This window comes from Pseudomonas sp. UM16 (genome assembly GCF_050312595.1).
In the GTDB taxonomy this organism is placed as follows: domain Bacteria; phylum Pseudomonadota; class Gammaproteobacteria; order Pseudomonadales; family Pseudomonadaceae; genus Aquipseudomonas.
This window is the reverse complement of the sequence record NZ_JBNPJT010000007.1, coordinates 48,541-70,666: the sequence shown is the minus strand read 5'-3', so window position 1 is coordinate 70,666 and position 22,126 is coordinate 48,541. Positions and strand designations below refer to the sequence as shown.

19 protein-coding genes are annotated in these 22,126 nt (G+C 59.5%); 9 read left to right on the top strand and 10 right to left on the bottom strand.

Annotation, left to right across the window (positions count from 1 at the left end):
• Positions 1-5: 5 nt before the first annotated feature.
• Together fadB and ACQRAX_RS09940 are read right to left on the bottom strand one after the other, a co-directional pair.
• On the bottom strand, positions 6-2,153 hold the full coding sequence (gene fadB, locus ACQRAX_RS09945) for a fatty acid oxidation complex subunit alpha FadB (protein WP_412037267.1): 2,148 nt from the start codon (positions 2,151-2,153) through the stop codon (positions 6-8).
• 483 nt (positions 2,154-2,636) lie between these two features.
• Complete coding sequence (locus tag ACQRAX_RS09940) at positions 2,637-3,074, bottom strand: hypothetical protein (protein ID WP_412037266.1); 438 nt, start codon at positions 3,072-3,074, stop codon at positions 2,637-2,639.
• Positions 3,075-3,183: 109 nt separating this feature from the next.
• Between ACQRAX_RS09940 and ACQRAX_RS09935 the strand changes: the two genes are divergently transcribed.
• On the top strand, positions 3,184-3,627 hold the full coding sequence (locus ACQRAX_RS09935; RefSeq protein ID WP_412037265.1) for a universal stress protein: 444 nt from the start codon (positions 3,184-3,186) through the stop codon (positions 3,625-3,627).
• 41 nt (positions 3,628-3,668) lie between these two features.
• On the opposite strand, the gene ACQRAX_RS09930 is transcribed toward ACQRAX_RS09935, so the two are convergent.
• Positions 3,669-5,588, bottom strand: a complete 1,920-nt coding sequence (locus ACQRAX_RS09930; protein WP_412037264.1) for an ATP-binding cassette domain-containing protein — start codon at positions 5,586-5,588, stop codon at positions 3,669-3,671.
• Between the two features lie 220 nt (positions 5,589-5,808).
• Between ACQRAX_RS09930 and ACQRAX_RS09925 the strand changes: the two genes are divergently transcribed.
• Positions 5,809-7,737 carry a transglycosylase SLT domain-containing protein gene (locus ACQRAX_RS09925; RefSeq protein ID WP_412037263.1) on the top strand — a complete coding sequence of 643 codons (1,929 nt, stop codon included), beginning with the start codon at positions 5,809-5,811 and terminating at the stop codon, positions 7,735-7,737.
• Between the two features lie 102 nt (positions 7,738-7,839).
• Here the strand turns inward: ACQRAX_RS09925 and ACQRAX_RS09920 are convergent, their stop codons facing one another.
• Together ACQRAX_RS09920 and ACQRAX_RS09915 are read right to left on the bottom strand one after the other, a co-directional pair.
• Positions 7,840-8,643: an MOSC domain-containing protein gene (locus ACQRAX_RS09920; RefSeq protein ID WP_412037262.1), complete on the bottom strand. Its 804-nt coding sequence runs from the start codon at positions 8,641-8,643 to the stop codon at positions 7,840-7,842.
• Between the two features lie 46 nt (positions 8,644-8,689).
• The gene (locus ACQRAX_RS09915; protein ID WP_412037261.1) at positions 8,690-9,625 is read right to left on the bottom strand and encodes a chemotaxis protein CheV; all 936 of its coding nucleotides are present in this window, start codon (positions 9,623-9,625) and stop codon (positions 8,690-8,692) included.
• Between the two features lie 346 nt (positions 9,626-9,971).
• Between ACQRAX_RS09915 and ACQRAX_RS09910 the strand changes: the two genes are divergently transcribed.
• The 3 genes from ACQRAX_RS09910 to ACQRAX_RS09900 all read left to right on the top strand — a co-directional run bounded on the left by ACQRAX_RS09910 (position 9,972) and on the right by ACQRAX_RS09900 (position 12,465).
• Positions 9,972-10,469, top strand: a complete 498-nt coding sequence (locus tag ACQRAX_RS09910) for a histidine kinase (RefSeq protein WP_412037260.1) — start codon at positions 9,972-9,974, stop codon at positions 10,467-10,469.
• A 449-nt stretch (positions 10,470-10,918) separates the two neighbouring features.
• Positions 10,919-11,809, top strand: coding sequence for a sensor histidine kinase (locus tag ACQRAX_RS09905; protein WP_412037802.1), 891 nt, complete (start codon positions 10,919-10,921; stop codon positions 11,807-11,809).
• The gene (locus ACQRAX_RS09900; protein ID WP_412037259.1) at positions 11,806-12,465 is read left to right on the top strand and encodes a response regulator; all 660 of its coding nucleotides are present in this window, start codon (positions 11,806-11,808) and stop codon (positions 12,463-12,465) included. Before ACQRAX_RS09905 ends, ACQRAX_RS09900 begins: the two co-directional genes overlap by 4 nt.
• On the opposite strand, the gene yegS is transcribed toward ACQRAX_RS09900, so the two are convergent.
• Positions 12,449-13,348: a lipid kinase YegS gene (gene yegS / locus ACQRAX_RS09895; protein WP_412037258.1), complete on the bottom strand. Its 900-nt coding sequence runs from the start codon at positions 13,346-13,348 to the stop codon at positions 12,449-12,451. The two genes, ACQRAX_RS09900 and yegS, sit on opposite strands and share 17 nt — an antisense overlap.
• 276 nt (positions 13,349-13,624) lie before the next feature.
• Here yegS and ACQRAX_RS09890 point away from each other — a divergent pair, with 276 nt between their 5' ends.
• Together ACQRAX_RS09890 and ACQRAX_RS09885 are read left to right on the top strand one after the other, a co-directional pair.
• A complete protein-coding gene (locus ACQRAX_RS09890) occupies positions 13,625-15,079 on the top strand; it encodes a mannose-1-phosphate guanylyltransferase/mannose-6-phosphate isomerase (protein ID WP_412037257.1) in 1,455 nt (484 codons plus the stop codon).
• Positions 15,080-15,145: 66 nt separating this feature from the next.
• Positions 15,146-16,390: a glycosyltransferase family 4 protein gene (locus tag ACQRAX_RS09885; RefSeq protein ID WP_412037256.1), complete on the top strand. Its 1,245-nt coding sequence runs from the start codon at positions 15,146-15,148 to the stop codon at positions 16,388-16,390.
• On the opposite strand, the gene ACQRAX_RS09880 is transcribed toward ACQRAX_RS09885, so the two are convergent.
• Both ACQRAX_RS09880 and moaB read right to left on the bottom strand, forming a co-directional pair.
• Positions 16,379-17,566 (bottom strand): molybdopterin molybdotransferase MoeA, encoded by a 1,188-nt coding sequence (locus ACQRAX_RS09880; protein WP_412037801.1) that lies wholly within the window; start codon positions 17,564-17,566, stop codon positions 16,379-16,381. The genes ACQRAX_RS09885 and ACQRAX_RS09880 overlap by 12 nt on opposite strands.
• Positions 17,567-17,588: 22 nt before the next feature.
• Complete coding sequence (moaB, locus tag ACQRAX_RS09875) at positions 17,589-18,128, bottom strand: molybdenum cofactor biosynthesis protein B (RefSeq protein WP_412037255.1); 540 nt, start codon at positions 18,126-18,128, stop codon at positions 17,589-17,591.
• A 199-nt stretch (positions 18,129-18,327) separates the two neighbouring features.
• On the opposite strand from moaB, the gene ACQRAX_RS09870 reads away from it, so the two are divergent.
• On the top strand, positions 18,328-18,549 hold the full coding sequence (locus tag ACQRAX_RS09870; protein WP_412037254.1) for a YgdI/YgdR family lipoprotein: 222 nt from the start codon (positions 18,328-18,330) through the stop codon (positions 18,547-18,549).
• Between the two features lie 145 nt (positions 18,550-18,694).
• Entirely contained in the window at positions 18,695-19,069 is a 375-nt protein-coding gene (locus ACQRAX_RS09865) for a glycine zipper domain-containing protein (RefSeq protein ID WP_412037253.1), read from the top strand.
• A gap of 66 nt (positions 19,070-19,135) precedes the next feature.
• Here the strand turns inward: ACQRAX_RS09865 and mqo are convergent, their stop codons facing one another.
• Positions 19,136-20,734 carry a malate dehydrogenase (quinone) gene (mqo, locus tag ACQRAX_RS09860; RefSeq protein WP_412037252.1) on the bottom strand — a complete coding sequence of 533 codons (1,599 nt, stop codon included), beginning with the start codon at positions 20,732-20,734 and terminating at the stop codon, positions 19,136-19,138.
• A 378-nt stretch (positions 20,735-21,112) separates the two neighbouring features.
• Entirely contained in the window at positions 21,113-21,721 is a 609-nt protein-coding gene (locus ACQRAX_RS09855) for a methyl-accepting chemotaxis protein (protein ID WP_412037800.1), read from the bottom strand.
• Positions 21,722-22,126: the final 405 nt, after the last annotated feature.

Sequence of the window (22,126 nt, the reverse complement as noted above, 5' to 3'; positions counted from 1 at the left end):
GGCGCTTAACCGAAGAAGCTCTGGCCGTTTTTGGCCATTTCACGCAGCTTCGCGGTGGGGTGATACAGCGGCCCCAGATCGGCGTACTTGTCTGCCAGGGCAACGAATTCTGCTACGCCGATCGAATCGATGTAGCGCAGTGCACCGCCACGGAACGGAGGGAAACCGATGCCGTAGACCAGACCCATGTCGGCTTCGGCGGCAGTGTCGACGATACCGTCTTCCAGGCAACGAACGGTTTCCAGGCACAGCGGGATCATCATCCAGTTGATGATGTCTTCGTCAGTGACTTCGCGCTGCTCGTAGACGATTGGCTTGAGCACTTCAAGAACGGCCGCGTCGGCAACTTTCTTCGGCTTGCCGCGCTTGTCAGTCTCGTAGGCGTAGAAGCCCTTGCCGTTCTTCTGGCCCAGGCGGTTAGCTTCATAGAGCGCATCAATAGCCGAACGACGGTCGTCCTTCATGCGGTCAGGGAAGCCTTCGGCCATGACGTCACGACCGTGGTGGCCGGTGTCGATGCCGACCACGTCCATCAGGTAGGCCGGGCCCATCGGCCAGCCGAATTTTTCCATGATCTTGTCGATACGCACGAAGTCGACACCGGCGCTGACCAACCTGGCAAAACCGCCAAAGTACGGGAACAGCACGCGGTTGACCAAAAAGCCCGGGCAGTCGTTGACCACGATCGGGTTCTTGCCCATCTTCTTGGCGTAGGCAACGGTGGTGGCAACTGCCACTTCGCTGGACTTCTCGCCACGGATGACTTCCACCAACGGCATCATGTGCACCGGGTTGAAGAAATGCATGCCGACGAAGTTTTCCGGACGCTTGAGGGCCTTGGCCAGCAGGTTGATGGAGATGGTCGAGGTGTTGGACGCAAGAATCGCGTCTTCCTTGACCTGGCCTTCAACTTCAGCCAGTACCGCTTGCTTGACCTTTGGATTCTCGACCACAGCTTCAACGACGATGTCAACATTGGCAAAGTCGCCATAGGACAGGGTCGGGCGAATCGCGTTCAGCGCTTCAGCCATTTTCGCCGGGGTCAGGCGGCCTTTTTCAACGCGCTTACCGAGCAGCTTGGAGGCTTCGTTGAGGCCCAGCTGAATGGCGCTTTCGTTGATGTCTTTCATCAGGATCGGCGTACCTTTGACTGCCGACTGATAGGCGATACCGCCACCCATGATGCCGGCGCCGAGTACGGCGGCCTGCTTCACGTCACGGGCGATTTCGTCGTGGGCCTTGGCTTTGCGCTTGAGTTCCTGGTCGTTGAGGAACAGGCCGATCAGGCTTTCGGCAACCGAGGTCTTGGCCAGCTTGGCGAAGCCAGCAGCTTCGATTTCCAGGGCCTTGTCGCGACCGAAGTTGGCGGCCTTCTGGATGCTCTTGATCGCTTCAACGGGCGCCGGGTAGTTCGGGCCCGCTTGACCGGCAACGAAACCTTTGGCGGTTTCGAACGACATCATCTGTTCGATGGCGTTGAGCTTGATTTTCTCCAGCTTTGGCTGACGCTTGGCCTTGTAATCGAACTCGCCACTGATGGCGCGTTTGACCAGGTCCAGGGCAGCGGCTTGCAGCAGCTCGGGAGCAACAACAGCATCGACGGCACCTACTTTCAGGGCGTCTTCAGCACGGTTTTCCTTGCCGGCGGCAATCCACTCGATAGCGTTGTCGGCACCGATGATACGCGGCAAGCGCACGGTACCGCCGAAGCCTGGGTAGATACCCAACTTGACTTCCGGCAGGCCGATCTTGGCGCTGCTGGACATCACACGGTAGTCGGCTGCCAGGCACATTTCCAGACCGCCGCCCAGGGCGATGCCGTTGATCGCGGCAACCGTCGGTACGGCCAGGTCTTCGAAGTCGCTGAAAATCCGGTTGGCTTCGAGGTTGCCGGCAACCAGTTCGGCCTCGGGCAGCTTGAAGTTATCGACAAACTCGGTGATATCCGCGCCGACAATGAATACGTCCTTGCCACTGCTGACAATCACGCCTTTGATCGAGGCGTCGGCCTTGATGGTGTCTACGGCCTGACGCAATTCGTTCAGGGTAAGACGGTTGAACTTGTTGACGGACTCACCCTTGAGGTCGAACTTCAGTTCGACGATGCCGCTTTCAAGAGCCTTAACCGTGATGGCTTTACCTTCGTAAATCATCAACTGATCTCCACGATATGGAAGCTGAACTGTACACGCCGATCGCTGGTGAAAGACCCGGCCGGCCAGTGGCCGTGAATTGCCGAATCCTTGCGCCAGGCACACCCGTCAGCGCGATAGTCGGGATTCTGTAAGAGCTTTCTGACAATACAAACGCTCAATTCATACGCCCGTTTGATTTGGGTATGGACACATTCAACGAAAAGAACGCCGTTGTCAAATACCCAAAAGCGGCGTGAAAACGCGACTTTGCGGTCATTTTTTGCCGACCACGAGCAAACACCGCCTGCAATGATCGAAACGTATTCACGCCAGCAATAGTGGTTAAAGGCTTACACAGGCAAACGCGAGCCGATGCAAAGAAAGGCAAGGAAAACCCGGCAGGTTGCGGCGAGCCCGCTACACTGGGTGGCAATCAAGACTTAAACCGGCCTGCCTGGCCCGCCCGCCCGATGCGTTTATCGGGCTTTTTATTGAGCGTGATCAGGCCAGGGCTTTGAGCACTGCAGCAATATCCTGCAATACAGATGTTTCGCCGCGCTCCCCCCAGTAGAGGGCAATCATTTGCGGACCCGCTTCGACCTTGTAGACGTTGTCAGGCAAGCGCGCAAAGTGCTCCGCCAGTTGCGGATCGGCACACGGCTCACGCCATTGGTTAAGCCAGGTGCCGGGAGTGGTTTGCCAGTAGCTCCAGCTGTCTACCCTGCCCTGGCGCCGTGGTCGCACGAACTGTGCACACGGGCTTGGCGGCTCGCTGGGCAGCCAGTGCGGCCACTGTTGAGGCGTCAGTTGCATGTTCAATCCCATGCGCCGGGCTTCCATGCGCAGGGCCATCCGCCCACTCTGATTGCGCGAAGGGCGCAGCCACGCGAGCGGGCTGAGAATCAGCGCAAGGATTGACACCACTACCCAGACCGTCATATCTGTTGTTCCTATAAAGCTTTGCAAATGAGCTGGTTAGCCGCGGTTCGAAGCGGCCAGCCTGAAACCGACCATACTTGAACTATCGCGACTGTCAGGAGAGCTTCTCATGCCCTACGAACACATACTGGTTGCCGTCGACCTGACCGAAGAATGCGACCCGGTCATCAAGCGCGCCATGACTCTAGCCGAACCAACACAGGCCAAAGTCTCTCTGGTGCATATCGTCGAACCTATGGCCATGGCTTTTGGCGGTGATGTGCCGATGGACCTGTCACAGCTGCAGCAGCAACAATTCGACCAGGCAAAAGAGCGCATGGACCGCCTGTTCGTCAAATATCCCGAGATCAAACGCGGAGATTCACACCTGACTTACGGCCAGCCGCGCCAAGAGATCCATCAACTGGCCAAGGAAAATGCGTGCGACCTGATCGTGGTCGGCAGCCACGGTCGTCACGGCCTGGCGCTGCTGCTCGGTTCTACCGCCAACGACGTACTGCACGGCGCACCTTGCGATGTGCTTGCCGTACGCCTGATGAAAAAGCCCGAGTAATCGACAAGGCCCGGCGCACTTGCATGCACCGGGCCCGCCTTTCAGCTATCTAGTTCAGCCCAACGCTCAACCAGCACATCCAGCTCGCCTTGCATCTGCTCCAGACGCGCCAACACCGCTGTGGTCTGGTCGATCGGACGCTGGTAGAAGGCCGGATCGGAAATTTCTTCCTGTACCGCCGCCATTTTCTGCTCCAGCGCGTCGATCTGGCCCGGCAACGCTTCAAGCTCACGCTGCAGCTTGTAGCTGAGCTTTTTCTTCGGTGCCTCAGCGGCCGAAGCAGCCACCGGAGCTGGCTCAGGGGCTTCAACCACTGCCGTGTTCAGCTCAGACTTGCCCGACTTGCTCTCACTGACACCGAGCAACTTCGGCGAACCGCCCTGGCGGATCCAGTCCTGATAGCCACCGACGTACTCACGAACCTTGCCCTCACCTTCAAAGACCAGGGTGCTGGTGACCACATTGTCGAGGAACGCCCGATCGTGGCTGACCATCAACACAGTGCCCTTGAACGCCGACAGCACTTCCTCAAGCAGCTCGAGGGTTTCCACGTCCAGATCGTTGGTCGGTTCGTCGAGCACCAGCAAGTTGGCCGGCTTGCTGAACAGTTTGGCCAGCAACAGGCGCGCACGCTCACCACCAGACAGCGCCTTGACCGGCGTGCGGGCACGCTGCGGGCTGAACAGGAAGTCGCCCAGGTAGCTCAGGACATGGCGGTTCTGACCGTCAATCTCGATGAAGTCGCGACCTTCGGACAGGTTGTCGATGACGGTCTTTTCCAGGTCCAACTGATGACGCAGTTGGTCGAAATAGGCGACTTCCAGGCGCGTGCCGGACTCGATCTTGCCGCTGGTAGGCTCAAGGCCACCGAGCATCAATTTGAGCAAGGTGGTCTTGCCGGTACCGTTAGCGCCAAGTAGACCAATGCGGTCTTCGCGCTGCAGGACCATAGAGAAGTCCTTGACCAGCTGCGGCCCACCCGGATGGCTGAAGCTGACGTTTTCCAGAACCATGACCTGCTTGCCGGATTTCTCCGCAACATCGAGCATGATATTGGCCTTACCTGTACGCTCGCGACGTTCGCTGCGCTCAACGCGCAGGGCCTTGAGGGCACGCACACGACCTTCGTTACGGGTGCGTCGAGCCTTGATGCCCTGACGAATCCACACTTCTTCCTGGGCCAGCTTCTTGTCGAACAGCGCGTTGGCGGTTTCTTCGGCGGCCAGCGCGGCTTCCTTGTGCACCAGGAAACTGGCGTAGTCGCCGTTCCAGTCGATCAGGCCGCCACGGTCCAACTCGAGGATGCGGGTGGCCAGGTTTTGCAGGAAGGAACGGTCGTGGGTGATGAACAACACAGCGCCGCCAAAACCGCTGAGGGCTTCTTCGAGCCAGGCAATCGCACCGATATCCAGGTGGTTGGTAGGTTCGTCGAGCAACAGCAGGTCAGGCTCGGAGACCAGCGCCTGGGCCAGCAGCACGCGACGGCGCCAGCCACCGGATAGCTCGGCCAGGGTCTTGTCGGCCGGCAGTTGCAGGCGACTCAGGGTACTGTCGACCAATTGCTGCAAGCGCCAGCCATCACGCGCTTCCAGGTCGTGCTGGACGTGCATGAGTTTTTCCAGGTCAGCATCACTGTGGATGTTCTGGCTCAGGTGATGGTATTCAGCCAGCAAAGCGCCAACACCGTCCAAACCTTCTGCCACCACATCGAATACAGTACGGCCATCAGCGACTGGCAGTTCCTGCGGCAGTTCGCCGATCTTCAGCCCCGGCGCGCGCCAGACATCGCCGTCGTCAGGCTTCTGATCGCCTTTGACCAGACGCAGCATGCTCGACTTGCCCGTACCGTTACGGCCAATAATGCACACCCGCTCACCACGGGCGATCTGCCACGACACCTTGTCCAACAACGGCATGGCGCCGAACGCAAGGGACACATCGCTTAATTTGAGCAGGGTCATGATCTTCTCCAAAAACAGGGCGCGTATTCTACCCGACTTGGCCTCGCTTCACATTAAGCAGGCGCGCCTGCAGCGAGATCCGACGACGGACCGCTTGATTACAACTCGATACAAGCACAATGCTTTCATCCGCCTACGGCAAACGGCTAAGCTTAAGCAACGTCACCCCACAGTGCTGGCTTCGCCGTCACTTTTTATGGTCAAACTGCCCGGAAGTCTCATGCGCAGCCGCCTGTTCAACCTAGTTTCCTGCCTGCTTCTCTCGGCCTCTGCCGTCAGCGTCGCCCAGGCCACCGACATTACCGTGCAGCGCCAGTATTATGACGAGGCCAAACGCGCCTTGGCCAAGGGCGACAAAGGCCCATACCTGCGCTACGCCAAGGCCCTGAGCGATTATCCGCTGACGCCCTACCTGGCTTATGACGAGCTGACGGCGCGGCTGAAAACCGCGAGCAACGCCGAGATCGAGAAGTTTCTCGCCGCCCATGGCGACCTGCCCCAGGCCAACTGGATGAAATTGCGCTGGTTACGCTGGTTGGCCGAGCGTGGCGAATGGGACACCTTCAGCCGTTACTACGACCCTAAGCTGAACTTCACCGAGCTCGACTGCCTCAACGGCCAGCGTGAGCTCATTCAGGGCCAGCGCGCCGAGGGCTATGCCTCGGCAGAAAAACTGTGGTTGGTGGGCAAGTCTCAACCTGCCGCCTGCGACGCTTTGTTTGATCGCTGGGCAGCCGAAGGCCAGCTCACCGAACAGAAGCGCTGGGAGCGCACCAAACTGGCAGCCCAGGCACGCAATTATGCGCTGGCCAACAGCCTGACAAAAAACCTCACCACCCTGGCGCCCCAAGGTCGCTTGTTGGTGGATGTGGCACAAAAGCCACAACTGCTGAATCAACCTGGACGCTTCGTACCGGTCAACGAAGCCATGTCCGACGTCGTCAGCCTGGGCCTGCGCCGCCTGGCGCGCCAGGATCCGGAGCGAGCCATGAGCTTGCTGGATGACTATGCCAACCGCATGCATTTCTCCCGCGACGAAAAAGTTGCCATCGCCCGGGAAATCGGCCTGACCCTGGCGCGCCGCTACGACCCGCGGGCGCTTGACCTGATGACCCGCTACGACCCGGAGCTGCGCGACAACACCGTCACCGAATGGCGCCTGCGCTTGTTGCTGCGCCTGGGTCGCTGGGAAGATGCCTACGACTTGACCAAACGCTTGCCCCAGGACCTGGCCACCAGCAGCCGCTGGCGCTACTGGCAAGCCCGCAGCCTGGAGCTGGCGCAGCCGAAGAACCCGCAGATCCCGTCGCTGTACCAGACCGTCGCGCGCGAACGTGATTTCTATGGTTTCCTCGCCGCCGACCGGGCGAAGACGCCATACCAGCTGAACAACAAGCCGCTGGTGCTGAGCCAGGCGCTGATGAACAAGGTGCGCAACACCCCAGGCATTCGCCGTGCCCTGGAATTCCATGCCCGCGGCCAGATCGTCGACGGTCGCCGCGAGTGGTACCACGTCAGCCGCCACTTCAACCGCGACGAAATGGTTGCCCAGGCCCGCCTGGCCTATGACATGCGCTGGTACTTCCCGGCGATCCGCACGATCAGCCAGGCAAAATACTGGGACGATCTGGATATCCGCTTCCCGATGGCCCACCGCGACACCTTGGTGCGTGAAGCCAAAGTACGCGGTCTGCACTCAAGCTGGGTGTTCGCTATCACCCGCCAGGAAAGCGCCTTCATGGAAGACGCGCGCTCCAGCGTGGGCGCCAGCGGCCTGATGCAGCTGATGCCGGCTACCGCCAAAGAGACCGCCCGCAAGTTCAGCATTCCATTGGCCTCTCCCTCGCAAGTGTTCAATCCGGACAAGAACATCCAGCTGGGGGCAGCCTATCTGAGCCAGGTGCACAGTCAGTTCAATGGTAACCGGGTACTCGCTTCAGCCGCCTACAACGCAGGTCCCGGCCGTGTGCGGCAATGGCTGCGCGGTGCCGACCACCTGAGCTTCGACGTGTGGGTAGAGTCGATTCCGTTTGATGAGACCCGCCAATACGTGCAGAACGTGTTGTCCTACTCGGTGATCTATGGGCAAAAGCTCAATTCGCCGCAGCCACTGGTGGACTGGCATGAGCGTTATTTTGACGATCAGTAAAAGGCAAGGTTGTTAACAGCCTTGCCGGCGATGCGAGCACCGCGCAATACCTGATACCGCGCGGACCGCATCGCCAGCAAGGCTTGCGCCTACAATGATCAACTATTCCAGCACAGTCACCGGCATTCCCACCTCCAGCACTCCGCTACCGTCAGCCACCAGGTTCTGCCCAAACAGCACATCACCCTCCTTCTGCCGATAGGCTTTAAGTGTCGCCAGTGGTTCGCGGTCAGCACTGCGCTCACCAGTCTGCGGGTCGATGGTGGTCATGATGCAGCGCTCGCACGGCTTGAGCACGCGAAACTCCATCTCGCCGATACGGATACGCTTCCAGCCATCTTCGGCATAGGGCTGTGCGCCCTCCACCACCAGATTGGGACGAAAACGCAGCATCTCCAACGGACGTCCGACCCGCTGCACCAGATCGTCGAGCGACGCCTGGCCAATCAGCAATAAAGGAAAACCGTCTGCAAACGCCACGCGATCACTGACCAGGCCGTAGCCACCAGGCAGGAAGCGGGTACGCTGCTCGGGCACATGGACCAACCGTACATCCTTGCCGATAAACTCGCTGAGCCACTGCCCAGCAGCATCACCGGCATCCGGCACACGAAAGGTGTCGCGCCAGATTGTCACCCCGCGCAGGTCAGTGTCCGCTTGCGGCACGGCAACCGTCAGTGCGGCGCGCCCAGGTGCTTCGAGGGTCAGGTCACCAGCGGCGTCGAGCAGCGCGCTTAACTGACTCATCTGCGGATAGGCGCGCTGGGTCAAGAAGCGGCCATTGTCGCGCTCCACCAGCATCCAGCGACGATCACCACTCAACCCCAGCGCGTCCAGCGAGGACGAATGCAACACTTGGCCGCGCGCGGACTTGAGCGGATAACGGTACAACGCACTCAATTGCATCGGTAACCTGCCTTCTGCCGATTCAAAGCGCTTAGCTTATACCGACTCAGGCCGTCGCTTCATCCAGCATCAGGCGCTGACGCACGACATCGACCAATTTATCCGGCTGGAACTTGGAGAGGAAATTGTCACAGCCGACCTTCTTCACCATCGATTCGTTGAAACTACCCGACAGCGAGGTGTGCAGCACCACGTGCAACGGGCGCAGGCGTGGGTCATTACGAATTTCAGTGGTCAGGCGATAGCCATCCATCTCCGGCATCTCGGCATCAGTGAAAATCATCAGGAGCTTTTCACACATGTCTTCACCCGCATCTGCCCAGCCTTTGAGCATGCGCAAGGCCTTCAGACCATCACTGGCAACGTGCATTTTCACCCCCAACTGGGACAGGGTCTCGCGCAGTTGAGCCAAGGCCACGGTGGAGTCGTCCACCAGCAGCACCTCGCGGCCACGAGCCCGTGCCAACACCGGATCATCAAGTTTTTCGCGCGAAACCTTGGCGCTGTACGGGACAATTTCGGCCAGGACTTTTTCCACGTCGATGATTTCCACCAACTGCTCATCAACCTTACTGATCGCGGTCAGGTAATGCTGGCGGCCGGCACTGCTGGGCGGCGGCATGATCGCCTCCCAGTTCATGTTGACGATGCGGTCGACGCCACCCACCAGGAACGCCTGCACCGAACGGTTGTACTCGGTGACGATGATCGTGCTTCCCGGCCCCGGCGCCAACGGGCGCATGCCGATGGCCTGAGACAGGTCGATCACCGGCAGGGTCTGCCCGCGCAGGTTGACCACGCCGCAGACAAAAGGATGACGTTGAGGCATCAAGGTCAGCTTGGGCATCTGCAGCACTTCCTGCACCTTGAACACATTGATTGCGAACAATTGTCGACCGGCCAGGCGAAACATCAAGATTTCCAGGCGGTTCTCACCTACCAGCTGCGTTCTTTGGTCTACTGTGTCGAGAATGCCAGCCATTAAAGAACCCTCAGGCTTGTTCGAAAAATGAATTCGTTGGCCCTGTATCGGCCAGATCGGGCACAGCTTGACCCCGGAAGGAAATGCACAACCGACCATTGATGTCATTTTAACATCATGCTTTACTGGACTCAGCTTCTTCCTGTCGCGAATACCCGCAAAGGGTCGCAAACGAATCACTCATCAGGGAAACCCCTAGTAGCAATCGGGTGAGACCTGATGTTCGCGATATCCATTAGCCATTAATGTGACGCCATTCTCATTGCATGAACGGAGTCAGGCTTTTGTCAGCGATCGCCTCGTTGTGGCCAATCCCTGCTCCAGCCCTTTGCGCTGGAGCGAAATGATGGCTAACGAACCACTCAACAGCAGCGTCCTGCAGGACTTTCTGGTGGATGCCCAGGTCTTGCTGACCCAGGCTGAGGAGTGCTTGCAGCACCTGCAACTGATCGACAATGATCCAGATGCCTGCCACTGCCTTACCGATACCTTGGCCACTCTGGTCGCTCGCGCCCAATCCTTGGGGCTGGTGGAAGTAGCCAGCTACAGCAAGCAACTGCAAGCCCTGCTCGACACCGCCCAAACACCGTCGCACCTGCCAGGCGATGCCCTGCCGGCCTTGAACGAGTGCCTGACCCTGCTGGCCTGGCAACTGGAATTGGTTGACCCACGCACCGGTCGCCTGGGGCTGGACACCGATGAACAAGAGGTGCTCCTGGATAACTTGGCGGCAGCCTTGAATCCTGGATTGGCCTGCACCTCCTGCACCTCGCGCATGACCCCTTGCGACCACTCGCCGCACACTCCCAGCGCGGCAACGGGCCGGACAACTATGGGTAACTAACGGACAATAGACAAATATTCATTGCCCGCTATTGGTAGTGCACCGGGCGCCGTACTAACCCAAAACTTTCGGCGCTTTCCTAACACTTATGCAGGCCAATGTATAACTGCAGAATTAATTCATTTTGTGAAAGAATTAATGCCTTCAAAATGGTGGCAAAGTGCTAGGCACGGCGACATAACGGAACCTCCGTACCAGCCCGGAAAATCTGACGATTCAAGCAGTTACCAGAGTTCGCCACCCTTTTCACTTGAAGTGATACCATGCGCGCTGACGAAGGCTGGTCAGACCTTGGCCGATCATGTCCTCGATGATTCATTCTCTTGGCACAGGGTAATCATCAGACTGCCCGACCCGATACTTAAATGATGTTTGAAGACAATACGACAACGCCTCTAGTTTGACCTTTTCAGGCTTTCTACAGCGATATTTCAGTGGCTTCATTTTCTATGCTCTCAAGCCTCAATAGATTCAAGCTTCGGCGCCCCGGAGCCGCTCTGCTGCGCGGGTTTACTGCACTGCTGTGCCTGGCCTCGATCATTGCCAGCCTGGTGCTGTACCTGTATGCGCTACCGATGCCGGTCGGCGTACTGATCCTGCAGTTGCTGGCGATGCTGAGCATTGGCTGGCACTTGCGCCACTGGGCACGCTCGATTGCCATGCGTCCGGCAGAGCTTGCCGACCGCTTGCTCAAGGTTCAGGAAAGCGAGCGCCAACGCCTGAGCCGGGAGCTGCACGACGATATCGGCCAATTGTTGACGGCGGCCAAGCTTCAGGCTGACTGGCTGCAACGCCGAGTACCAAGTGAACTGCAGGAACACTGCAGCACCCTGCGCAACACCCTGGACGACACCCTGACCAATGTTCGTGATGTCTCGGCTATTCTCAATCCACGCCAACTGGCGAGCCTGGGACTGGAGGCCAGCTTGCGCGCACACTTGCTGCGCACGCTGGAAAACACCAATGTGCACTGGAGTCTTGAATGCCGCCAGCGCCTGGGCGGGATTCCCGAAGATATGGCCATTGCGGCCTTTCGCATCACTCAAGAGGCGGTCACCAACATGCTCCGCCACGCCAGCGCACACAATCTGGTGGTCTGTATTGAGCGCCAGCCCGAAGGCCTGGCCTTGTCCATCAGCGATGATGGCCAGGGCTTCCTGCCCGCCAGCAACCCCGCAGATGAAGGACAGCGCGGCATGGCCGGCATGCTCGAGCGCACCGCCCTGCTCGACGGCACTCTATCGATCAGCAGCCAGCCTGGCCACGGCACCCGAATTGACGCGCTGTTTCCCTGGCCTCCGCGCAGCCTGGAACGCGCCAAGACAAGCAACGCCCCATGACTTGTAAATTGCTCCTGGTAGACGACCACTCACTGATTCGCGCCGGCGTCCGCGCCCTGGTCTCGGACATCCCCGGCTACACGGTAGTTGGCGAAGGCAATGACGGCAGCCAGGTGGCCGAACTGGTACTGCAACTGGATCCGGACATTGTCCTGCTGGACATTTCTATGCGCTCAACCAACGGCCTCGATGCGCTGACCCAACTGCGCGCCAGCGGCTGTCGCAGCAAGGTGCTGATCCTGTCGATGCACACCGACCCTGAACTGATCATGCAAGCGTTGGAAAGCGGTGCCCATGGATACCTGCTTAAGGACACTACAGCCACTGAACTGGAACAGGCGCTGGCTGCCTTGCGCAGCGACGAGCGCTACCTGAGCCCGGCAATTGCCCACACTGTCATCAATCAGGCGTTGTTGCGCGCCCAAACGAGCAAACCGCAGGCTGCGGAAAACCACAACCTCACTGCCCGCCAGCTAGAAATTCTGCGCCTGATCGTACGCGGCAAATCCACCCGAGAGATTGCCCACGGGCTGGGATTGAGCATCAAGACCATAGAAACTCATCGCTCGCAGATCATGAAGCGCCTGCAGATCTATGACGTCGCCGGCCTGGTACTGTTTGCCGTACGCGAGCAAATCATCAGTATCGATGATTAAGCAGCGGCGATTTGGCTGGCAGGTGCACGCGCAAGGCCGCAGCCAACACCTCAAAGCGCATGCTGTCAGCCTGTAGCGGCTCCCCATCGAGATTGATGTCCAGGCCTTGTGAACTCTTGATCTCTACCCACGGCAAACGTGCCCGTACAAACAGATTTTCCAGGCCCAGACCATCACTGAGCAGGCTGCGCAGGGTGCCCAGCATTTCCTGCGGAGCCGGCAGAATACTGATATCCAGCAACCCATCATCGACCTTCGCCTGCGGGCACAACACATGCCCACCACCGGCCTGTCGTCCGTTGCCGATCCCCAGCGCGAGCAAGTCTCCTTGCCACTGGAAATCCGGCCCATGCAAGGTTACCGAAGCAGCACTGAGCTCACTGAAACGCGACAAACCAGTAAACATGTAAGCTGCCGCGCCCAGCACTTTTTTCAGCTCTTCAGAGGTATTGGCAGTGACTTGGCTGCCGAAACCGCCGGTGGCCATATTGAGAAACACCTGCTCCCCCACCCGCCCCAGATCAATGGCCTGAACCGGCGCTTCCAGCAACGCCAGGGCCTGTTCAGGCTCAAGTGGTATGCCAGCGGCCCGAGCGAAATCATTGGCCGTGCCCAGCGGCAGCAGCACCAAACTTGCCTGGGTAGCGGCGCGCACCATGGCTTCGGCGACATCACGCAAGGTGCCGTCACCACCACCAGCGACAATGTGCTCATAGCCACCAACCACCGCTTCGTCGACCAGCCGCGCGGCATCCCCGGCCTCCCAGGTCAGGCGTACATCCAGTGGCCATCCGCGCTCTCGCAGCGCCCCTACAGCAGCGCGCACCTGCTCGTTCATAGCTTGCTTGCCATGCAGGATCATTAAGGTCTTGTGCTGCGTCATGTTGCCTCCCCCGTTACACCAAACTTGAGCATCTCGACCACTCAGCCTGCGCTTTTGCTGCACCAAGGCTGAGTGAGCGGATGAAAAATTGCCGAGCATTCACACAAATATCATTGAAAGCGCGGACGCCTGGGTGCATCATTCGACAAATATTTGGCCTTCATGGAAGATGCCGACCGTAAAAGTCATTTTATTGACTATTTACCCGAGCGCCTGCCAGGTCCCTGTTTCCCCTTACAGCACTGTAGCCTCAGTGCCCTGACTCAAGGCTGTGAAATGAGCGTTCTGATCCCCTGCATCATCGCCGGCGGCGCCGGCACTCGTCTGTGGCCGGTTTCCCGTGAAACCATGCCTAAACCCTTCATGCGCCTGCCCGACGGCCAGAGCCTGCTGCAAAAGACTTTCTCGCGAGCCAGCGCGCTGCCAGACGTCGAGCGCGTGCTGACGGTGACTAACCGTGAAGTGTATTTCCGCACTCAAGATGAATACCGTCAGTTGAATCAGGCTGGCATGGCGCTGGATTTCATCCTCGAGCCCTTTGGGCGCAACACCGCACCGGCCATTGCCGCCGCCGCCCTGCACTGTGCGCGTCTGTATGGTGAAAGCGCGCTGTTGCTGGTGTTGCCTGCCGATCACCTGATCAACGACCTGGGCGCGTTTGAACGCACCGTCGGGCAAGCGCGCAACCTGGCAGAGCAAGGCTGGCTGACCACCTTTGGCTTGGTACCCAGCCATGCCGAGACCGGTTTTGGCTACATCGAGAAAGGCCAGGCGCTGAACGACCACGGTTACAAAGTCGAGTGCTTTGTCGAAAAACCTGATGCCGTCACCGCCCAACGCTACCTGGACGGCGGCCAGCACCTGTGGAATGCCGGCATGTTCTGCATGCGTGTTGACGCCATTCTGACAGAGCTGGACCGCCATACTCCCGACCTGCTCGCCAGTGTGCATAACTGCCTGGAACAAAGTCCCTGCAAACACGGCGAGGGCGAACTGCAACTGGAACTCGACCCGCAGAGCTTCGAAAAAGTACCAGACATTTCCATCGATTACGCCGTCATGGAACGCTCAAGCCAAGTCGCCGTGCTGCCTGCCGATCTGGGCTGGAGCGACATCGGCTGCTGGCAGGCGGTGCGCGAACTCAAGGAAGCGGACGAGAACGGTAACCAGTGCAATGGCGAGACCGTGCTGCATGACGTCAGCAATTGCTACATCGACTCGCCACGCCGATTGGTCGGCGCCGTGGGGCTGGACAACCTGATCATCATTGACACCCCTGACGCCCTGCTGATCGCCGATGCCGCGCGCAGCCAGGAAGTCAAAGTCATCGCCCAGCAGCTCAAGCATCAGGGCCATGACGCCTATCGCCTGCACCGCACGGTGAATCGCCCGTGGGGCATGTACACAGTGCTTGAGGAAGGCCCGCGCTTCAAGATCAAGCGCATCATGGTTCGCCCTCAAGCGTCACTGTCGCTGCAGATGCACCATCACCGCAGCGAACACTGGATCGTAGTCAGCGGCATGGCCTGCGTGACCAACGGTGAAGACGAGTTTTTGCTCGACACCAACGAATCGACCTTTATCAAACCGGGGCGGGTACATCGCCTGACCAACCCCGGGGTGATCGACCTGGTCATGATCGAAGTACAAAGTGGCGAATATATGGGCGAGGACGACATCGTGCGCTTTACTGATATCTATGGACGCGCCCCGGAATCAGCCAGCAGCTGACACTCTCAGGCGTGTCCATTCCTATCTGCATGCCGTTACCCGTCTGATATATCGAGGAAAGGGGTCATGCGCGTACTCTGGACACTGCCTTACCTGCCCTGGCCGACCACCAGTGGTGGCAAAACCCGGCAATATCACCTGCTGCGCAACCTGGCGCAGCGTGGTCACCAGATCACCCTACTGGTGCAGTCGAAGAACCCGCCCTGCGAGGCAGCACGCCAGGCGCTCGAACCCTTGCTCGAGCGCCTGATCGTGTTACCCCGACGCCCCTTGCACAGCCCTTTGAATCTGCTGGCAGCGGTGTATGTCGGTTACCCCATGCGTGCCAGCGTCAATGGCCTGGCACCGCACTTGCGCCACTGCTTCGAACAACTGCTGGAAGAGCACTGGGATGTGATCCAGATCGAACACAGCTACAGCTTCCAACCGTTCGAAAAAGCCCTCCAAGCCCGCGGCCTGCCCTTTTTGCTCAGCGAACACACCATTGAGTCGGTGTCAGGGGCCGCCTGTCACGACCGCTTGCCGCTATGGCTACGACCTTTCAATGCCTTCGACCGCTGGCGCTACCGGCGCTGGGAAAGCCGTGTGTTGAGCCAGGCCCATGAAGTAGTGGCCGTCAGCCCCAAAGACGCCGAACACATCAGCAGTCTGACCGGGCACCCCGCGTCCCTGGTCATCAACGGTGTCGATTGTGCGCATTACCAGAATATTCAGCCGTCGCCACACAGCCAGCGTCTGTTGTTTGTCGGCAATTTCGAATACAGCGCCAGCCTCGAAGCCATTGAGTGGGCACTCGAAGACATCCTTCCACAAGTCTGGCAGAGCAACCCGGCCGTGCGCCTGGCCGTGGTAGGGCATGCCCTGCCTGACAGCTGGAAGTCACGCTGGAGCGACCCACGCATTGAATGGGTGGGTTATTTACCCGACTTGCGCGAATTGCAACGCCATTCAGCGATTTTCTTCGCCCCGCTACGCTACAGCGGTGGCTCGAAGATCAAGGTGCTGGAAGCGATGGCTGCGGGTTTACCGGTGGTCACGACCACCAAGGGCGTCTGCGGATTGCAGGTGACCCAGGGCGAGCACTACCTGGGCAGTGACGACGGCGATCAACTGGCGTTACTCATTACCCAGCTGCTCAACCAACCCTGGCGCATGCGCCAACTGTCGGAAGCAGCACGCCAGTTCGTCACCGATCGGCACGACTGGAGCATTGCCGCCGCCCAACTGGAAAGCGTGCATGCGCGTCTGAGCCTGCACGCGCCGACACTCGGCACTCTGGGCACTGGGTTGCTCAGTCGTTCAGCCGAGTAACTCGCTCAAGGGAATGAACTGCACGGTATCGCCTTTGGCAGGGGTGGTACCTTCGCGGACCTCCACCAGCCCCTCGGCCCACGCCGCGCTGCGCAACACTCCAGAGCTCTGGTTCTTGTAGATCAGGGCATGGCCCTGGTCGAGCCGTGCCCGCAAATACTCCCGACGATTGCCGGCCGAGGGCCAATCGAAACCAGCAGGCACAGGGAATTGCAGCGGAGTTACATCCCTGACACCCTGGCGGCGCAGCAGGTAGGGTCGCGTCAACAGACCGAAAGTCACCAGCGTAGACGCCGGATTGCCAGGCAGACCGATTACCGGCACGCCTTTATAGTGGCCGAAGGTCAATGGCTTGCCGGGCTTGATCGCCAGTTTCCACAGGGCCAGCTCACCGGCTTCACGCAAGGCCAGGCCGAGGTAATCGGCCTCCCCCACGGACACTCCACCGGTTGAAAGAATCAGGTCGACCTGACTCAAGCCTGCCAGACAATCACGGGTTTTCTGCAGGTCATCAGCGAGAATCCCGGCATCAACGACCTCACAACCCAGGCGTTGCAACCAACTGACCAACAGGCGGCGGTTACTGTTGTAGATCTGACCAGGCCCCAAGGGCAAGCCGGGCTCAACCAACTCGTCACCGGTGGAGAGTACGGCAACCTTGATCCTGCGAACCACCTTGAGCGTGGCGCACCCCAGGGTTGCCGCCAGCCCCAGCTCAATCGGCCCCATGCGCGTGCCCGCTGCCAGCACTGACTCATCGGCACAGGTTTCCTGGCCCTGCGGGCGGACATTCTGGCCGACGCGCAGCGGCTCGTTGAAGCGCACCCGTTGGTCTTCCTGAATCTCGGCGTTTTCCTGCATCTCGACGCAATCGGCCCCCGCCGGCAACGGCGCGCCGGTGAAAATCCGGGCACAGGTGCCTGGCAGCAGTGGCTCGGGGGCATGACCGGCGAAAATCCGCTGACTGACCGGTAACGCCTCGCCCTGCCAATCGGCCAGACGCAAGGCATAACCGTCCATGGCACTGTTTGGCCAAGGCGGCAGGTCCAGGCTGGCAATCAGCTCTTCAGCCAGCACACGTCCCTCGGCTTGCGTCAGCGCCACCTGTTCGGTCTCGACAATCGGCGCCGCCTCGGCCAACGCCAGCAAGCGGGCCAACGCGTCTTCGACGGGCATCAATGATTTGTTCACAGGCACCTCAACCTCGGCTGGCGCAGGGCTCGGCCTGCTTGAGGTGAGTGACGAAGTTGCAGGGACGATGACGGACATCGAGCTGCTCGGCAAGAATGCCATCCCAACCGGTACGCACGGCGTTGGTCGAACCGGGCAGGCAGCAAACCAGCGTACCGTTGGCCAAGCCGGCCAGGGCGCGTGACTGCACGGTGGAGGTACCGATATCGGCCACAGATATTTGCCGGAACAACTCACCGAAGCCGTCGACCTGCTTGTCCAGCAGGCAAGCGACAGCTTCAGGCGTGCTATCGCGCCCAGTGAAGCCAGTGCCACCGGTGATCAACACCACCTGCACCTGCTCATCGGCAATCCAGGTAGCGACCTGGGCGCGAATTTTGTACAGATCGTCCTTGAGCAACACCCGTGCAGTAAGACCGTGGCCAGCCTCGGTCAGGCGGTCGACAAACATCTGCCCAGAAGTATCGGTCTCCAGGGTACGAGTATCGCTGACCGTCAACACCGCGATATTCAGCGGCACGAAAGGTACATCTGCCTTGGCTTTCATGGGGCCTGGCTCCATAGATGAAGAGTATGCGCGGTGTTATATCACAGCCCTGCCCTGCCCGGCTCGCGCCCGCTGCACCACAGAGGATTGCCCCCAGTCAAGAGTGCGGTGCAGCCGCTATGCTGCAATGTGCAAGGAACTTGCGCCGTCGCCATGCGTCTCAAGAACATTCCGCACCATCCTTTACTGGAGAAACATAATGATTCAACGGACCCTTCCCGCTTTCCTGCTCGCCCTGGGCCTGGGCACTCTGGCTGGTTGCGCTTCGCCAACCGTCATTACCCTGAACGACGGCCGTGAAATCCAGGCGGTCGACACCCCGCAGTATGACGAGGATTCAGGCTTCTACGAGTTCGAACAGCTCGATGGCAAGCAGACCCGCATCAACAAGGATCAGGTTCGTACCGTCAAGGATCTCTGACACCTGCGACAAGTCCACTCAGCAAAAAGCCCGCCTCGCGCGGGCTTTTTGCTGCCCGCAAGTCGACAACTGTACTGGCCAGCATTGCACGGTGGCGCGGTGACCCGCAGAATGCGCGCCTTTCGAACTTAGAGGTTGAAACAACATGCGTAAGACTCTTGCCGCCCTGACCCTGGGTCTGCTGTGCGCACAAGGCGCCATGGCCGGTGATGGCCAGACTGCTGTAGGCGGTGGCCTGGGTGGTGTTCTGGGTAACGTAGTCGGCCAGCAGCTCGGTGGCAGCACGGGTGCCGCCATTGGTGCCGGTGTCGGCGGTGCAGCAGGCAGCGCCATGGGCGCCAAGCAAGGCAACAAGACCAAGGCAGCGATTGGTGGCGGGCTGGGCTCGGCCGGCGGCTCGCTGGTGGGCAATAAGCTCGGCGGCAAAAGCGGTGCCGCCATCGGCGCGGGCCTAGGCGGTGCTGCCGGCGGTGCGCTGGGTAACAACCTGGCCAATGACCATCGCAAGAAGCATCATTGATCTGCCAGCCGCAAAAACAAATAACCCCCTGAATAGGGGGTTATTTGTTTCCAGCCAAGCAACTGTTTACAGCGCAGGCTCAGCCTGTACCGCAGCGGCCTCTTCCGGCAATACCGGCGTATTCAGCAGGCCCAGACGCGAGCTGCTCCATTCACGAGTGGCGTTGGTCAACTCAAGGTTGTTATTGAGCTTCTGGCCATAGGTCGGAATGATTTGCTTGAGCTTGGCCTGCCACTCAGGACTCTTGATGCGATCCTTGTAGGTCTTCTCCAGCACGCTGAGCATGATCGGCGCGGCAGTCGAGGCACCTGGCGAGGCGCCCAGCAAGGCGGCAATGCTACCGTCCTGAGCGGCAACCACTTCAGTACCGAACTGCAGCACACCACCGTGCACTGGATCCTTCTTGATCACCTGTACACGCTGACCGGCTTGCAGCAGCTTCCAGTCATCGTTCTTGGCGTTCGGGAAGTACTCGCGCAGGGCTTCCATGCGGTCATCGAAGCTGAGCATCAACTGACCCATCAGGTAGGTGCTCAAGTCAATGTTGTCGATACCGGCATGGGTCATCGGCATGATGTTGTGGGTGGTCAGGGCAGCGAACATGTCCAGCAGCGAACCGTTCTTGAGGAACTTGGTCGAGAAGGTCGCGAACGGGCCAAACAGCAGCACTTCCTTGCCGTCGATGACGCGGGTGTCCAGGTGCGGAACCGACATCGGTGGGGCACCTACGGAAGCCTTGCCATACAGCTTGGCCTTGTGACGGGCAACGATGTCCTGGTTGTCGGTCATCAGGAACTGGCCGCCAACCGGGAAGCCTGCGTAGCCATCAGCTTCAGGAATGCCGGACTTCTGCAGCAGCTTCAGGGCGCCACCACCGGCACCGATGAAGACGAACTTGGCCTTGACGCTACGCTCGACACCTTTGTTGGCCAGGTCAGCAACGACCACGGTCCAGGTGTTGTCGGCGTTACGCACGATGTCGCGCACTTCATGCTGGACGTGCAGCTTGACGTTGTCGTGCTTGGTCAGCGAGGCGATCAGCTGACGGGTGATTTCACCGAAGTTGACGTCGGTACCGATCGGCATGCGGGTCGCGGCGATTTTCTGGTCGCCAGCGCGACCTTCCATTACCAGCGGCACCCACTTCTGGATCTGGGCGTGGTCTTCGGAGTATTCCATACCGCGGAACAGCGAGCTGTGCTGCAGGGCTTCATGACGCTTCTTTAGGAATTCGACGTTCTTGTCGCCCCAAACGAAGCTCATGTGCGGCACGTTGTTGATGAACGAACGCGGGTTGTTCAGCACCTTCTGCTCAACCTGATAGGCCCAGAACTGCTTGGAAATCTCGAACTGCTCGTTGACCCCAACGGCCTTGGTGATGTCGATCTTGCCGTCGGCGCCTTCGCTGGTGTAGTTCAGCTCGCAGAACGCGGAGTGACCGGTACCGGCATTATTCCAGGCGTTGGAGCTTTCTTCGGCGACCTTGTCCAGACGCTCGTAGATGTCGATCGACCAGGTCGGCTCCAGTTCATTGATGTAGGTACCGAGGCTTGCACTCATGATGCCACCGCCGATCAACAGCACATCGACAGTTTTCTCGGGTTCGCTGGGCTTGGAGCAACCAATGACACTCAGGCATAGGAGCGTCAGCAGGATTTTTTTCATAGTTCAATCCAATTGAAGTGGAGTAATTGGCAATGACCGCTCATCCCGTTGTGCACGCCCGAATTCTTGTTGTTGCTCGCGCAGACCAAAGCTTAGCGCTGCTCGGCGTTCAGGCAAGCGGCCTGGACGCCCGGGCAATGGTTGGCGGCTGGGGTTGTTCGATGGATCGGGAACGGTCGTCACCCTGAACGCTTGGCGCCGGGTGCTTGCATGGCCTAGGCCTGACCGCCTTTAAGCACAAATCAGGCCAACTTATGAGAGACCAACGGCTAATAGCTAGGACGTGTCGTCGCACCCCATCTTTAATGATTTTTTTGGCGGCAATCCGCCACATTATTGTTTCGGCGGCGCGGAATTGTGGCGGATTTCCCCCTTTTCTCAAGCACTTAGCCGTGCAGTAACCTCACCGAGCTGGCCTGACAGCTCATGCAGCCGCTGTCCGGCCTGCTCGGTGTGCTGCACCGACTGCTGATTGGCAGTGGCGATCCGGGTGATTTCCACCAGGTTGCGGGAAATGTCTTCAGCCACACTGGTCTGCTCTTCCGCAGCCGTAGCGATTTGCCGGTTCATGTCGCGGATCGCTTCCACCGCCAGAGTGATGCGCTGCAGCATGTGCCCGGCACGCTGGACCTGTTCGGCCCCCTCTTCACTGCGCTGCTGACCGCTTTCAATGGCCTTGACCGCCTCCACAGCCCCGCACTGCACAGCGCTGATAATCTGATTGATCTCAGCAATCGATGCGGCAGTGCGCTGGGCCAGATTGCGAACTTCGTCGGCGACCACAGCAAAGCCGCGACCGGCCTCCCCGGCCCGTGCGGCTTCGATGGCGGCATTGAGCGCCAACAGGTTGGTTTGTTCGGCAATCGCGCGAATCACCTCCAGCACCTTGCCAATCCTGGCGCTATCGGTTTCCAGGTGGCGGATGACCGCCGCCGTACCGGCAATTTCCTGATTGACGCTGGCGATGGTGTCGATGGTCGCCTGCATCACTTGCTCGCCAGCCTGAGCACTGTGGTCGGCATCATCGGCGGCCCGTGCCGCTTCGGCGGCATGGCGGGCGACTTCTTGGGCCGTGGCTGACATTTGGTGCATGGCCGTGGCCACCTGATCGGTGCGCTGGAATTGATCATCAGTGCCGCGCGCCATATTGCCGGCGATAGTGCGCAGTTCACCACTGGCGTTTTCCAGCTCACCGGCATTGTTCTGCAGGCGGGCAACGGTGTCGGCAAGAAAGTCGCGCAACGTGTTGGCGGCCACGGCCAAGCGACCGAGCTCATCCTCGCGATTAGTAGCGACCCGCGCCTGGAAGCACCCCTGGCTCAGTTGCGCGACATAGTCGATCAAGCCGCGGATCGGCTCGATCAGGCTGCGATTGATTAACCACAAGCTGAA